The organism is Paenibacillus sp. 19GGS1-52 (assembly GCF_022369515.1).
In the GTDB taxonomy this organism is placed as follows: Bacteria; Bacillota; Bacilli; order Paenibacillales; family Paenibacillaceae; genus Paenibacillus_AQ.
Genome location: NZ_CP059724.1, coordinates 5282869 through 5297717, shown reverse-complemented (window position 1 = coordinate 5297717; position 14849 = coordinate 5282869). Strand labels below are relative to the sequence as shown.

The 14849-nt window shown below is 48.0% G+C and carries 15 protein-coding genes and 1 riboswitch; of the genes, 14 read left to right on the top strand and 1 reads right to left on the bottom strand.

The genetic code is table 11. The features are described from left to right. Positions 1-44: 44 nt before the first annotated feature. The 11 genes from H1230_RS24535 (at position 45) to H1230_RS24485 (ending at position 11193) form a co-directional block, all read left to right on the top strand. Positions 45-929 carry a carbohydrate ABC transporter permease gene (locus tag H1230_RS24535; RefSeq protein ID WP_239712461.1) on the top strand — a complete coding sequence of 295 codons (885 nt, stop codon included), beginning with the start codon at positions 45-47 and terminating at the stop codon, positions 927-929. After that, a complete protein-coding gene (locus H1230_RS24530; RefSeq protein WP_239712460.1) occupies positions 926-1753 on the top strand; it encodes a carbohydrate ABC transporter permease in 828 nt (275 codons plus the stop codon). The genes H1230_RS24535 and H1230_RS24530 overlap by 4 nt, the downstream gene beginning before the upstream one ends. Positions 1754-1773: 20 nt before the next feature. After that, on the top strand, positions 1774-3813 hold the full coding sequence (locus H1230_RS24525) for a beta-galactosidase (RefSeq protein WP_239712459.1): 2040 nt from the start codon (positions 1774-1776) through the stop codon (positions 3811-3813). Positions 3814-3817: 4 nt separating this feature from the next. After that, a riboswitch (guanidine-I (ykkC/yxkD leader) is annotated at positions 3818-3934 on the top strand. Positions 3935-3989: 55 nt separating this feature from the next. Next, a complete protein-coding gene (locus H1230_RS24520) occupies positions 3990-4334 on the top strand; it encodes a DMT family transporter (RefSeq protein WP_239712458.1) in 345 nt (114 codons plus the stop codon). Next, on the top strand, positions 4335-4649 hold the full coding sequence (locus tag H1230_RS24515; RefSeq protein ID WP_239712457.1) for a DMT family transporter: 315 nt from the start codon (positions 4335-4337) through the stop codon (positions 4647-4649). A gap of 95 nt (positions 4650-4744) precedes the next feature. Continuing rightward, on the top strand, positions 4745-5608 hold the full coding sequence (locus H1230_RS24510; RefSeq protein ID WP_239712456.1) for an aldo/keto reductase: 864 nt from the start codon (positions 4745-4747) through the stop codon (positions 5606-5608). 37 nt (positions 5609-5645) lie between these two features. Next, complete coding sequence (locus H1230_RS31755) at positions 5646-5738, top strand: family 1 glycosylhydrolase (RefSeq protein ID WP_481857188.1); 93 nt, start codon at positions 5646-5648, stop codon at positions 5736-5738. A gap of 239 nt (positions 5739-5977) precedes the next feature. Further along, positions 5978-7420, top strand: a complete 1443-nt coding sequence (locus H1230_RS24500; RefSeq protein WP_239712455.1) for a PTS mannitol transporter subunit IIBC — start codon at positions 5978-5980, stop codon at positions 7418-7420. 107 nt (positions 7421-7527) lie between these two features. After that, on the top strand, positions 7528-9594 hold the full coding sequence (locus H1230_RS24495) for a BglG family transcription antiterminator (RefSeq protein ID WP_239712454.1): 2067 nt from the start codon (positions 7528-7530) through the stop codon (positions 9592-9594). Between the two features lie 16 nt (positions 9595-9610). Next, positions 9611-10045 (top strand): PTS mannitol transporter subunit IIA, encoded by a 435-nt coding sequence (locus H1230_RS24490; RefSeq protein ID WP_239712453.1) that lies wholly within the window; start codon positions 9611-9613, stop codon positions 10043-10045. Further along, positions 10045-11193, top strand: a complete 1149-nt coding sequence (locus tag H1230_RS24485) for a mannitol-1-phosphate 5-dehydrogenase (protein WP_239712452.1) — start codon at positions 10045-10047, stop codon at positions 11191-11193. Before H1230_RS24490 ends, H1230_RS24485 begins: the two co-directional genes overlap by 1 nt. A gap of 81 nt (positions 11194-11274) precedes the next feature. Here the strand turns inward: H1230_RS24485 and H1230_RS24480 are convergent, their stop codons facing one another. Continuing rightward, the gene (locus tag H1230_RS24480; protein WP_239712451.1) at positions 11275-12348 is read right to left on the bottom strand and encodes a M42 family metallopeptidase; all 1074 of its coding nucleotides are present in this window, start codon (positions 12346-12348) and stop codon (positions 11275-11277) included. A 510-nt stretch (positions 12349-12858) separates the two neighbouring features. Between H1230_RS24480 and spoVAC the strand changes: the two genes are divergently transcribed. Genes spoVAC through spoVAE form a run of 3 tightly spaced genes read left to right on the top strand, consistent with a single transcriptional unit; the run spans position 12859 to position 14693 of the window. Next, positions 12859-13308, top strand: a complete 450-nt coding sequence (gene spoVAC / locus H1230_RS24475; RefSeq protein ID WP_481857187.1) for a stage V sporulation protein AC — start codon at positions 12859-12861, stop codon at positions 13306-13308. A 3-nt stretch (positions 13309-13311) separates the two neighbouring features. Next, the gene (gene spoVAD / locus H1230_RS24470) at positions 13312-14346 is read left to right on the top strand and encodes a stage V sporulation protein AD (RefSeq protein ID WP_239712449.1); all 1035 of its coding nucleotides are present in this window, start codon (positions 13312-13314) and stop codon (positions 14344-14346) included. After that, positions 14343-14693: a stage V sporulation protein AE gene (gene spoVAE, locus H1230_RS24465; RefSeq protein ID WP_239712448.1), complete on the top strand. Its 351-nt coding sequence runs from the start codon at positions 14343-14345 to the stop codon at positions 14691-14693. The genes spoVAD and spoVAE overlap by 4 nt, the downstream gene beginning before the upstream one ends. Positions 14694-14849 lie beyond the last annotated feature (156 nt).

Genomic DNA, 14849 nt, shown 5'->3' with positions numbered 1-14849 from the left:
CATCCCGCTTGTTGTATTCACACCCATGGAGAGGGGATCATACTGTGCCTATTAAGAGCTACAGAAAATATATTTCATTGCTTGCTTTCATTGCACCTGCTTTTATCTTCTACACCTTGTTTCTGCTGATTCCGACGATTGGCGGCATGTATTACAGCTTTACGGACTGGAACGGGTTGAACCCGAACTATTCTTTTAATGGTCTCGCCAATTTTATCGAAGCGCTGCGTGAAGACCCGGACTTTGTGAATTCATTACTGTTTACACTTAAATATGTGCTATTTATGGTTGTGCTGCAAAATGTGCTGGCTCTATTACTAGCCGTATTTATTGAATCTAAAACAAGAACCAAGGGCTTCTTTCGTACGATCTTCTTTATGCCAAATATGATCAGCACCATCATAAGTGCCTTTATGTGGACCTTCGTGTTCTCTCAGGTACTGCCGCAAATCGCGGAGAAGACCGTTATGAAATTCCTCGATCAGTTATGGATTGGAGATCCGAAGTATTCTTTCTATTCGATTATTATCGTATCGCTGTGGAATGGTGTCGGCTATATGATGATTATATATTTGGCAGCTCTGCAGGGCGTACCGCAAAGCTTGAAAGAAGCTGCGCATATTGATGGAGCAACCCCATTTCAGGCATTCCGTAATGTAACGATGCCGATGATTACACATGCAATTACGATTTGTTTCTTTCTCACTCTTAATGGAGCCTTTAAAGTGTACGAGGTGGTCTACGGTCTCACTGGCGGAGGTCCCGGACGCAGTACACAGGTGATAACGATGAACATTTATGAAGAAGCTTTCTCCAACAATTTCCGTTACGGTTATGCAAGTGCTAAATCCGTCATTCTGTTCATTATTATCTTAATCTTCACCTTCATTCAGATCAGAGTCATGAAGAAAAAAGAGGTGGAAGCATGAGACAGAAAAAAGTAACGGATTTATTCATTACGTTGTTTCTTTGTGTAGGCGCTATCATTTCATTTTTTCCGATCTATCTGGCCGTTATTAATTCGGTGAAGACGCAGGGAGAGATGTTCTCTTCTTTTATAGCTTTGCCCACCAAGCTGCATTTTGAGAACTACAGCCAGGCTTTTGATAAAATCAATCTTTTGAATAGTACACTCAACTCTGCTATTGTTTCTGTGATCGGCATAGGTGGAATCGTGTTTTGTGCGGCTTTGGCCGGCTACAAGCTGTCACGAACTAGCGGCAGGCTGAGCAACATGATCTTCTTCCTGTTTATTGCTTCGATGCTGGTCCCTTTTCATTCCATTATGATTCCACTGACCCGGATGGCCAAAAACCTGCATGTTAGCGGCAGTACCTATGGTCTGGCCATTATTTATATCGGCCTTGGCGTGAATATGGCGATCTTTCTATACCATGGGTTTGTGAAGTCCATTCCCCGCGAGCTGGAAGAAGCCGCACGTATTGACGGCTGTGGAGAATTTCAGACCTTCTTCCGCATTATCTTTCCGCTCTTGCTGCCCATCACAGTAACGATTGCGATTCTCGACTTTTTGTGGATCTGGAATGACTTTCTACTGCCTTTACTTATGCTAACCGATTCAACCAAATATACGCTGATTCTGTCCACGAACACGTTGTTTGGCGAATATAACAAGGAATGGTCGCTGATTCTGGCGGCGCTCGTCTTGACTGCACTTCCGGTTATCGTCATCTATGCATTCTTCCAAAAATTCATTATGCAGGGGATTGCGGAAGGTGCAATTAAAGGCTAGACAGAAAGGAATCTAAAAGGATGAGTAAACTACGGTATGGCGTTGCCTATTACGATGAATATATGCCTTATGAGCGACTCGCTGAAGATATCGCCATGATGAAGGAAGCTGGCATTAACGTAGTCCGCATTGCGGAGTCCACCTGGAGTACCCATGAGCCGCAAAATGGCGTATTCGACTTTACTTCGGTGGACCGAGTACTGGACGCTATGTACGCTGCCGGAATTGAAGTTATTGTGGGGACACCTACTTACGCCGTCCCGACTTGGCTGGTCAAGGAGCATCCGGATGTATTGGCAGTAACTCCCAGAGGGCTCGGACGTTATGGCGCCCGCCAGATTATGGACATCACGAATCCAGTCTATCTGTTCCATGCGGAGCGGATTATCCGCAAGCTGATTGGCCGCGTGAGCAAGCATCCTGCGGTCATCGGCTATCAGACCGATAACGAGACTAAGCACTATGATACTGCAGGTGATAATGTTCAGCTGCAGTTCGTCAAATATATGCGTGAGAAATTCGGCACGCTGGAGAATATCAATGAGTGTTTCGGTCTGGATTACTGGAGCAACCGGATCAACAGCTGGGAGGACTTTCCTTCGGTGGTTGGTACCATTAATGGCAGTCTTGGGGCGGAGTTCGCCAAATTTCAGCGAGGGCTGGTTAACCAATTTCTGGCTTGGCAGGTAGCACTGGTGAATGAGTTTAAACAACCCGGACAATTTGTGACGCAGAATTTTGATTTTGAGTGGCGGGGATATTCGTTTGGTGTGCAGCCGTCAGTAGATCATTTTGCCGCGGCCGAGCCTTTTGATATTGTTGGTGTGGATATTTACCATCCGTCTCAGCATGAGCTGACTGGCACGGAGATATCTTTTGGCGGCGATATGGCACGGTCGCTGAAGCGCAGCAATTACCTTGTTCTGGAGACACAGGCGCAAGCCTTTCCTAACTGGACTCCGTTTCCAGGTCAATTAAGGCAACAAGCCTTCAGCCATCTCGCCTCTGGTGCGAACATGGTAGCATACTGGCATTGGCACTCCATCCATAATTCGTTCGAGACCTATTGGAAAGGCCTGTTGAGCCATGATTTCAAGCCCAATCCGGTATACAACGAGGCTATGACGATTGGCCGGGATTTCCAAGCTTTAAGTCAGCAGCTAGTCGATTTGCGCAAGGAGAATAGGGTTGCCGTGATGGTCAGCAACGAGGCATTGACGGCGATGGAATGGTTCAAGCTGCCTGACGGGAAGACTTATAACGATGTAGTACGCTGGCTGTATGATGAATTGTACCGGATGAATGTCGAATGTGATTTTATTCAGCCTTCATTTCATAATCTAAGCCAATACAGCCTGATTGTAGTTCCGGCGCTTTATGCCGTGGAGGATGTACATTTGGAGCAATTGAATGACTATGTGCACCAAGGCGGACATGTAGTGTATTCCTTCAAAAGCGGCTTTGCCAATGAGAACGTCAAGGTTCGGAGCACTCAGCAGCCGGGGATCATCAGTGAGGCCTGTGGTATAGGCTACAGCATGTTCGTTACCCCTCATGAGGTGGGCTTGAAGAGTGGCAGTCTGGATCTGGGAACAGAGGATAGAAGGATAGAAACTTGGATGGAATTGCTCACTCCGACCACGGCTGAGGTGCTGCTAAGTTACGATCATCCGCATTGGGGCGCATACGCCGCTGTGACTCGCAACCGTTATGGTCAGGGGACAGCGACTTATATGGGATGTATGACAAGCCCTGATGTAGCAGGAAGTGTGCTGAAAGTCGCTGTGCAAGAGGCTGGATTATGGGACAGCAATCAGGAGCTTGCTTATCCAATCATCGTGAAATCGGGTTATAACAGTGATAACAAAGCTGTACGTTACTATTTCAATTACTCGGAAACGGCGGCTTCCGTGGTGTATGCATATGGTGATGGTGTGGAGCTCTTATCAGGGTCTGCTGTGAAGCAGGCTGATTCCCTTGTCCTTGAGCCTTGGGGAGTACTGATTGTGCTGGAGGGTTGTTTTTTTGACCCTAATTTGCTAACATGTGATGTAACTTAATAGTTGTTTTGTTTTCTAGGGTTCCGCAGTTGCTACATAGGCTGGCTGGTCCGAGGGAAAACGCATGAACCTGTGAATGAGCAGGCTCGTGTCTACACGGAGGGATAAAAGCCCGGGAGGAATCGTCAGAGATGACGATGACCTTCCGGGCTTATTTGTGTTAGGAGGAGAAAGAAATGAAGAGGAATTCAGGCTGGGTAAAGGTTGTTGGCGCTGCTGTGCTAGAGGTGCTTTGGGTCATAGGGTTGAAGCATGCAGACACACCGTGGGAGTGGCTTATTACAGTAATAGCGATTGCAGCCAGCTTCAGTGTGATGATCTCGGCAAGCAAGACACTGCCAGTTGGCACGGTATATTCTGTATTTGCAGGACTGGGATCTGCCGGAACGGTGCTAGCGGACACTCTATTCTTTGGTGAACCGTTTAAGCTTATGACGATGATCTTAGTGCTTCTGCTGCTAACCGGTGTGATAGGCTTAAAAATGGTCACTCCTGACAACACTGTTAAGGAGGTGTCCTAAATGGCTTGGTTATTTCTTGTCATAGCTGGACTATTCGAAATGTATGGGGTGACGATGATTAGTCAGTTGCATAAGAAACGCAGCTGGCAAGGTGTGGTTAAACTTTTTCTTGGTTTTGGAGGGAGCTTTGTTCTACTGTCACTGGCCATGAAGAACCTGCCAATGGGGACAGCCTATGCGGTGTGGACGGGAATCGGCGCCTCCGGAGGAGCATTTCTGGGTATGCTGCTGCATGGAGAAGCACGAGATCTGCGGCGGATTGCTTGTATCCTCATGATTCTGGGGGCGGCAGTAGGTCTTAAGGTAATCGCCTAAGATAATTAAATATTTGGACACTTATCCATGTTTTTGAAATGCATAACGTGGTAAGTATAATAAGTAAACAATTGATCTCTAAGGGGACTTTAAATATGAATAGGGATATTTCTAACCGGCTGCTGCTTTCGGATGGGGCTTCTGTGCCCAGGATTGGGCAGGGAACCTGGTTTATGGGCGATAGCGAGGCCCACAGGGAAGAAGAGATCGCAGCTTTGAGACTGGGCGTGGAGCTAGGTCTGGATCTGATAGATACAGCTGAAATGTATGGAGATGGGCGATCGGAGGAGCTGGTTGGAGAAGCTTTAGAAGGGATCAGGGAAAAAGTATTTCTTGTATCCAAGGTCTATCCGTATCATGCTGGGAACGAGCATCTTGCCCGCAGCTGCGAAGAAAGTCTGAGCCGACTGAAGACCGATCATCTGGATCTTTACCTGCTTCACTGGCGGGGAAATATTCCGCTTGAGGAAACCGTGGAAGGCATGGAGAAGCTGGTGGCTGCAGGCAAAATAGCCAGATGGGGCGTATCTAATCTCGACATGGGCGATATGAAGGAACTGCTGCATATAGCTGAGGGAACTCATTGTGTCACGAACCAGGTACTCTACCATTTGGGCTCCAGAGGAATTGAACATGAGCTGCTGCCCTGGTTAAGAGGTCACAAGATACCGGTAATGGCGTACTCTCCATTGGCTCAAGCCGGCTCACTTCGCAAAGGACTGCTTGAGAGTGAGGCCGTGCAGGAGATAGCCCTTACTCACGGAGTCTCACCGCTACAAGTGCTGCTAGCTTGGTCGATCCGTGACGGGGATATTATCGCCATCCCCAAAGCAGGCACAATGAAGCATGTTGCTGAGAATGCGGCTGCCGGGTTGATTACCTTCACTAAAGATGATTTGTGGAAACTGGAGGATGCTTTTCCAAGACCGTCCTGGAAGGTTCCGCTGGATATGATTTGACGGTTATGGATACGTTCTCTCGCATTCCGGGCAGGGTATAAATGGTGATATAGTTGGTGACAGTTATCACCGCTACCGTGAGGATACCGCTTTAATGAAAGAGCTGGGCATCCAATCGTATCGTTTCTAGCAAATATTGAATTCGAAATTTAATACAGGTGAAATTGCGGGAGCCAAGCGATCTATGCGGGCTTCCGTTTCTTCTTAGAAAGCGCTCTTAAATGTTGTCAACAACGTTCATGACGAAACCGTGTTTTCAATTTGGTGACAAAGAAAGCGCTTTGATTTAGGATGTGTACATAGGGGATGACCTTTAACAAAGCTTAACAGCAAAGGAGTCCCATTCAATAATTTAAGGGGGCATTTCAAATGGCCACAACGGCAACTAAGCAAACTTCATCCGGTGGTGCAAGGGTGAAACTTCAACAATTCGGCCGCATGCTCAGCGGTATGGTATTGCCGAATATCGGCGCTTTTATCGCATGGGGTTTAATTACGGCATTATTTATTCCAACAGGCTGGATTCCAAATGCAAGTCTTGCCGCACTGGTAGGACCAATGATTACCTACCTGCTGCCGCTGCTGATTGGTTATACAGGCGGTACAATGGTACACGGCAAACGCGGAGGCGTTATCGGTGCAACAGTAACCATGGGGGTTATCGTGGGTACAACGGTGCCAATGTTCCTCGGAGCTATGATCGTGGGTCCTTTGTCCGCATGGATTCTAATGCAGTTTGATAAAGCAGTCGAAGGCAAAATCAAAGCTGGTTTCGAAATGCTGGTCAACAACTTCTCGCTTGGTATTATCGGTGGTGCACTTTCAATAGGCGCACTCAAAGGTATTGGACCGGTAATTCAAGGTCTGACCAACGTCCTGTCCGATGGTGTTCAAGTCCTGGTTGACCATAATCTGCTGCCTCTGATCAACATCATCATTGAGCCAGCAAAAGTATTATTCCTGAACAACGCAATTAACCAAGGTATCCTTAGTCCTATCGCCCTTGGCGAGGCCTCAAAGGTAGGTAAATCCATTCTGTTCATGCTGGAATCCAACCCAGGTCCTGGTCTTGGTATCTTGCTTGCTTACTGGCTAGTGGGTCGTGGTTCTGCTAAATCTTCCGCTCCAGGGGCGATCATCATTCACTTCCTGGGTGGTATTCATGAAATTTACTTCCCGTACATCTTGATGAATCCCCGTCTGATCCTGGCAGTTATCGGCGGTGGTGTTTCCGGTACGTTTACTTTCCAATTGCTTGGTGCAGGTCTGGTAGCTTCACCATCGCCTGGTAGTATCTTTGCTTACTTCGCCATGACGCCAAAGGGTGGCTATCTACCGATGCTGTCCGGTGTCGTTGTAGCAACGGTCGTATCCTTCCTGCTGGCTTCCGTACTTCTGAAGACAGTGCGCAAGAACGATGAAGAAGAGATGGATTTGGAAGCAGCAGCAGCTAAAGTCAAAGACATGAAAACTGCTGGTACAGCTGCTCAGACTGCAGCTACATCCCCTATTATTGCAGCTAATGTTCGCAACAAAGCTGATGTTAACAAAATTGTCTTCGCTTGCGACGCAGGTATGGGTTCCAGTGCCATGGGCGCTTCTGTACTTAGAAAGAAATTGCAAGCAGCAGGTATTAACATTACAGTCGTTAACTCTGCAGTCAGTGAAATTCCGGCAGACGCCGATATCGTGGTTACCCAGAAGACGCTGACAGATCGTGCAATTGCCAACAGTCCAAATGCAGAGCACATCTCTATTGACAACTTCCTGAAGAGTCCTAAATATGATGAACTCGTGGAACGTCTGAAGTAAGTGGCGAAATTGTACATTGATATTTTAAACGTATAAAATGGTGAATATAGGAGACGCTGGCTGACAAAGCCAGCGTTTGTCTCCATTTAAGGTGAGGGTCCCCAGATATGAGGAAAATTACCGCCAGGCAACGCCAGATGATATTGCTCCTCTTAGGAGTGAGTGAGGGAATTACGGCGGCTGAAATTGCGGCAGGTACCGGTGTAAGCGTGAGAACCGTTCATCGGGAAATGGAAGACATCGAGTTGATCCTGCAGGATTTCGGGCTGGATTTGAGCAGGAAATCAGGAAAAGGCCTTCAATTGAACGGTCCTGAGGCCGGTCTTGAGAAACTGCGTCTTTTTTTGCGGGAAGAAAAGCTGGCGGAGTACTCGGGCGAGGATCGTAAAGTATATGAGTTATGTGCTCTACTGGAGGCGGTGGAGCCTGTGAAGCTCTACTCCCTCGCTCATTCTTTGAAGGTAACCGTTGCATCGATCAGCTATGATCTGGATGAACTCGAGCCATGGGTACGAAAGTTCGGTTTACTTCTGGTACGCAGAAGAGGATACGGTGTGGAGATCACCGGTTCTGAGATAGACAAACGCCGGGCCATCTGCCGACTGGCTGCTGAACATCTTGATTTGTCAGATTTGGTAGGCCATAATTTGCAGCTTGATGTGAATCCAATATTCAAGATGCTTTTGTCCACGGTAGGTAAGAGTAATCTTATGGACGTGGAGAATACGTTATGGGACATGGAGTGGAAATGGACAACTGAACTCCCGGAAATTGTATACATGGAGCTGCTGCTGGGTCTGGCTGTTACTGCAAGGCGGATAGAGATAGACAGAGGTGTTGATAGCGCTGAAGAGGCGGGGTATGCACGTTTGTCTGATCATCGTAATATTGCAGGTGCGGAGATTTATGTGCAGCGGCTAGGTGAGACTTTGGGTCTGCATTTTCCAGCGGTTGAAATTGTTTATATTGCCGGATTATTTGACCAGGTTCAGGATTCATTCTCCTCTGCAGGCTTTGCTTATGGAGATATTGAGTTGATGGAAATTGTATATAGACTGACGGAGAGTGTTGTGAAGCGGACGGGGATTTCCTTCCAAAGCGATCGCTCGCTACGAGAAGGTCTGCTTGAGCATATTGATCCGGCGTTGAAACGGATTCGTGAAGGAACCCGTATACGGAATCCCCTTCTCGGACCCATACGCAGAGATTACGAATACTTATTCAATATCATCCGGGCAGCGGTTGAGGATTTGCAGATGGAGCCGGAAATTCCGGATGAGGAAATCGGATTTCTGGTGATGCACTTTGGTGCATCCGTGGAAAGATTGAATCAACTTAGGCGTAATGTACGGGCAATTCTCGTCTGTGCCAGTGGGTTAAGCTCTTCCCGGCTATTGGCTACAAGGCTTACGAAGGAGATGCCGCAGATTGAAATTTTGCGGAATATTTCCTGGTACGAGGCTGCACGGCTGCCAGAGGATACCTATGATCTGATTATTTCAACGATTGATCTTCCACTGGATAAAGACCGGTATATCAAAATTAGCCCCCTGCTGTCAGGGGAAGAAATAGAAAAGCTGCTGAACTATATTCAGAATACTACATTGAGTGAGCGAAAGATTTCTTCACCCGGCGAACCTGACAAATCGGTACAGGAGGAAGCGGCATTAGATAGAATGAAGAGTCATAAAAGCATTTTGGATGAGATGGTTAGTTTGCTCGAACGCTTCCGGTTTCACCCGTTGGATAACACCGGAATGAGCCTGCGAGCAACACTGTCGGAAATGCTGGATATGCTGAATGGCAGCGGTGTGATCGGAGATGCTGATATTCTGCTGGAGCGTCTGCTGGAGCGGGAAAGAATGGCCAGTCAAGTCATCCCGGATACAAGACTCGCGCTTTTCCATACACGGAGCAGTCACATTCATATGTCCTCGTTGACTTTATATCGTCTGAGACAGCCAGTTCAACTGGAGGGGGATACTGAAGTCAGAGTGATTCTGCTCATGCTTGCCCCGCGTAAGTTGTCTAAGGAGAGTCTCGAAGTGCTCAGTGAAATTAGCGCCTTGCTGCTGAATTCTGAATTAGTCAAGTTGTTGGAAGAACGGACGGAGTCGGAGATCAGGCGATACTTATCGTCAGAGCTTCTGCGTTTTTTTGAAAATAAAATTTGAAAGCGAGAGAAATCATATGAGTATACTGTCAGAAGATAAAGTAATAATGAATGGTGCCGCAAAAGATAAATACGAAGCCATCACAATGGCGGGTAAGCTGCTTGTTGCTGCAGGACATGTTACTGAGGAATATATCCCTAAGATGCTGGAGCGTGAAGAGGTAGTATCGACCTATATGGGCGAAGGGCTTGCAATTCCGCACGGCACCAAGGAGGCCAGACCTTTTATCAAATCTACTGGGTTATCTGTAGTTCGCTTCCCGGATGGCGTTGATTTTGGCGGAGATGAACCCGCTTTTGTCGTCATTGGCATTGCAGCTGCGGGAGATGGACACATGGAAGTACTGACGAATGTAGCCATGATTTTCTCCGAAGATGGTGCACTTGATCGGGTAATGAATGCTACTACTCCGGCTGATATTATTGCTCTCTTTGAAGGAGGCGTTGAATAATGAAGGCTGTACACTTTGGTGCGGGCAACATTGGCAGAGGGTTCATCGGTCTACTCTTGTCAAAGGCAGGTTATGAAGTATGCTTCGTAGATGTGAATGAGGATTTCGTATCGCAGCTTCAGGAACGTGGAGAATATCCGGTGACACTGGCCAGCGATGGACAGGAAACGGTTATTGTTAATAATGTAACAGCACTCAGCAGCGTAACCCATGCCGCAGAGGTGGCTGCAGCCATTGCCGAAGCGGATATAGTTACAACAGCTGTTGGCGTATCCATCCTGAAATTTATTGCGGGTACAGTTGCAGAAGGCATCAGCAAACGGGTGGCAGTTTCTGCAGCACCGCTGCATATCATCGCTTGTGAGAATGCAATTGGTGGGAGTGCGCAGCTCAAAGAGCTCGTGTATGCGAAGCTGGATGAAGATACCCGCCGCAAAGCAGATGCTTCTGTGGCGTTCCCTAACGCGGCCGTAGACCGAATTGTTCCGCTCCAGAAACATGATGATATTCTAAAAGTGGTTGTTGAGCCCTTTTATGAATGGGTCGTGGATTCCTCGGAAATGATTCCAGGCTACACGCCTATAGAGGGTGTTCATTATGTGGAGAATCTGGAGCCTTACATTGAACGCAAGCTGTTCACAGTGAACACTGGACATTGCTCAGCTGCATATCTGGGTTACTTGCGTGGCTACGAAACTATTCAACAGGCGATGTCTGACGAGCCATTGACCGCTCTGGTACGGGAAGTGCTAGAGGAGACCGGAGCCGTATTGGTGCAGAAGCATGGCTTCGATAAAGCTGAACACAGCAAATATATTGATAAAATCCTTGAACGCTTCCGCAACCCTGCGCTGACCGATGAAGTGTCTCGTGTAGGCCGTTCTCCGCTCCGGAAGCTGTCTCCGAACGACCGTCTGGTGTCACCAGCGCTTCAGGCTTATGAGAGAGGGCTGAGCTATACTGCACTGACCCGTTCCATGGCTGCTGCTCTGTTATTCGACGTAACAGATGATCCAGAAGCGGTAGAGCTTCAAGCTGCTATTGCCGAGCTAGGAGTCGAGGCGGCCGTTACGAAGTATACCGGCATGGCTGCTGACCATGAAGTACATCAATCCGTTATGGCCGAATATGGCAAACTGAAGAAATAATTCACTTGAATATATGAAAAAGCCGTAGGGAGATAATCCTCCCTACGGCTTTTTGTCATATTAATATCATCTGATGAAGCATCAGCTATTCTCAATAATCGTCTGGAGCGTTGTGCGGTCCAGCCCTTCTACCAGCTTGATTAGCAGTTCTTTGGCTGCTGCATAGTCATCGCTGTGAATTACAGACGAGGCCGTGTGTATGTATCGTGAGCAGATACCGATTACTGCTGACGGTACACCGATTCCACTGACATGCACCTGACCAGCATCCGTTCCCCCTTGGGAGACAAAATACTGATATTTGATCCGGTGGGTATCCGCCGTATCTTGAACGTATTCGATCAGTCCGCGGTGGGTGACCATCGTTGGGTCATAAATGCGCAGCAACGCGCCCTGACCGAGCTGGCCGAACGCTTGGCGGTCTCCAGTCATATCGGCAGCAGCGCTGGCATCCAGACCGAAGAAAATGTCAGGTGAGAGCAGATTAGCCGCAGTGCGTGCTCCCCGCAATCCTACTTCTTCCTGTACAGTAGCCCCAGCGAAGACGGTATTTGGCAGCTTTTTACCATGCAGCTCTTTAACCAATTCAATGGCCAGACCCAATCCGTAGCGGTTATCCCAAGCTTTAGCCATAATTTTCTTAGGGTTGGCAAGTGGAGTAAAGGGACAAATCGGCAGGATTTGCTGGCCCGGGGCAACGCCGAAGCTTTCTGCTTCTTCGCGGCTGTCTGCTCCAATATCAATGTACATCTTGCGGATATCTACAGTCTTGCTCCGCTCTTCATCACTTAACAGATGGATGGGAGTGCTCCCCACAACGCCTGTCAGCGTTCCCTTGCGAGTAATGATCTGCAGTCGCTGTGAAGCTACAGCAGCGGACAGCCAGCCACCCAGCGGCTGGAAACGGATCATTCCGTTGTCAGTGATGCCAGTTACCATGAAACCAACCTCATCAAAATGCCCAGCTACCATAATTTTGGGCCCATTCTCTTCACCGCGCAGCACGCCAAACAGGCTGCCTAGACGATCCTGTACGAATTCATCAGTATACGGTGCCATAGCATCCTTGACATAAGCACGCAGTTCGCGTTCGAAGCCTGGAGCTGCGGGGAATTCAGTCAGAGTCTTGAACAAATCCAAAGTTTCTTGATTCATATTCGTATCGCTCCTTTGTTAATCATCTTATCCAGTATGAACATTGTCGGCTCGCTTGTCCATGCTTGAGGCAAACGAACACCGGGCGCAATATCTCCGAATACTATGCAGTAGTGGCTCTGATGGCAGGAGCAGTAGAAAGGATGCGAATCTGGGATGAGGGTAGCGGATAGTATGCAGAAAGGAAGGAAACCAGTATACTCTCGGAGCGTACAGGCCAGCAGAATGGCAAAGAGACATCGGTATCGGTACGGCTTGGAGAATGAAGCTGTACTGATATTTGTTCTGTTTATGCTGCTGGTTGTGGTGTTACTGTATTTTTCCTGAGCTTTGCGGGACATAACGGAGCGATAAATGGCTAACAATAAGAGAAACTTCTAAGCGAAGACAAGTTTGAGGGGCCACACAGGTACTATGAAAGGCCATGAGGCCCCCTTCGTTTAACTTCAGGAGGTGTTCTCTTTGCCAGTAAAAACCAAAAGATCTGGCGTCAAGCTGCGGCTAGATACCCTGACTCCACAGGATTATGAGAAATTGTCCAAGCCATTTGTGCCAGCACGACCTGTATTTAAAAACTGTCTGCGGGCCTTCCTCTCGGGCGGCCTAATCTGTGTAATTGGACAAGGCGTACAGGAGGCCTTTATGGCTATTTTCGGAATGACCTCTAAGGAGGCGGCGAGTCCTACCGTTGCTGTGATGATTCTAATTTCGGTTATACTTACCAGTTTTGGAGTGTACGACAAAATGGCTCAATGGGCTGGCGCTGGCACTGCGGTGCCCGTCACAGGTTTTGCCAATAGTATGTGCTCTGCAGCACTTGAGCATCGTGCCGAAGGTCTGGTGCTCGGGGTTGGCGGGAACATGTTCAAGCTAGCCGGCTCTGTAATTGTGTTTGGAGCTGTGGCAGCCTTCGTGATTGGAATAATCTATGCCTTTCTGGGCTTAGGAGGTGGGCACTAAGATATGCAGCAACTCGGCAGTCAGACCTGGCAGTTCACTACTCGTCCCGTAATTCTAGGTTCTTCCGCCGTGGTCGGACCCGAGGAGGGAGAAGGACCGTTAGCAGCAGATTTTGACTTCATCTATGACACTTTGAAGATGGGGGAAAAAACCTGGGAAAAGGCAGAACGCACCTTATTTGAGAAAGCTTCGCAGCTGGCGCTGTACAATGCAGGAATAGATGAGAAGCAGCTGGAATTTTTTGTTGGTGGAGATTTGATGAATCAGATTATCAGTAGTTCATTTGCAGCAAGGAAGCTGGGTGTCCCTTATCTCGGAGTATTCGGCGCCTGTTCTACCTCTATGGAAAGCTTGGCAATCGCCTCAATGATTGTAGATTCCGGGGGCAGTAAATATGTGCTGGCTGGAACCTCAAGCCACAATTGTACAGTGGAGAAGCAGTTCCGTTACCCGACCGAATATGGTTCTCAAAAACCACCAACCGCCCAATACACAGTAACAGGTTCTGGCTGTGCAGTTATCGGCAAAAATGACGGTTCTGGCAAAGGGATCCAGGTCGTATCAGCCACCATCGGACGTGTCATGGATTTAGATATTACCGACCCCTTTAATATGGGGACAGCGATGGCGCCCGCAGCTGCAGATACAATAACCGCACATTTCCGGGACACAACCCTTTCCCCAGGATATTATGATTTAATTATCACCGGTGACCTTGCTTCAGTTGGCTTACCCATAGCTAAAGCCTTGCTGGCAAAAGAGGGAATACCAATGGAGCAAACCCAATTTGATGACTGCGGTCTGCTTATTTATGATTTGGACAAGCAAAAATATGTGATCGCTGGTGGAAGTGGCTGTGGCTGCTCTGCAGTCGTAACTTATGGACATATTCTGAAACGTATGAAGAAGGGGGAGCTGAAGCGGGTGCTGATTGTGGCAACTGGCGCCTTGCTGTCACCTTTATCCTATCAGCAGGGCGAGAGCATTCCCTGTGTGGCACATGCTGTAGCCCTGGAAATCGGAGGTGAAGGAGTATGATTTATTTATGGGCCTTTTTAATAGGAGGGGCTATTTGTGTAATTGGTCAGTTGATGTTCGATGTATTGGCGCTGACACCAGCACATACGATGAGTACATTGGTTGTAGCAGGAGCCATTGCCGATGCTTTCGGGCTGTACGACCCCTTGGTCAAATTCGCTGGGGCAGGGGCATCCATCCCAATTACCAGCTTTGGGAATTCCCTAGTGCACGGAGCATTAACCGAACTTGAACAGGACGGTTGGATCGGAGTAGTCACCGGCATGTTCAGTTTGACTAGCGCCGGGATCTCGTCAGCGATTGTATTCTCATTCCTGGCAGCTTTAGTGGTAAGACCAAAGGGTTAGAAACACACTGGTGTCAAGAGAATAAAATGACGTATGAATCCCTCAAAAAAGTTAAGCTGGAGCCCTCGCTTCAGCTTTTTTTGAAATATAACAATTTATAGGTTTCACGCAATAATTTATCCTTATCTTTCTCGAAGAAATGGGTGCCGTCCGTAT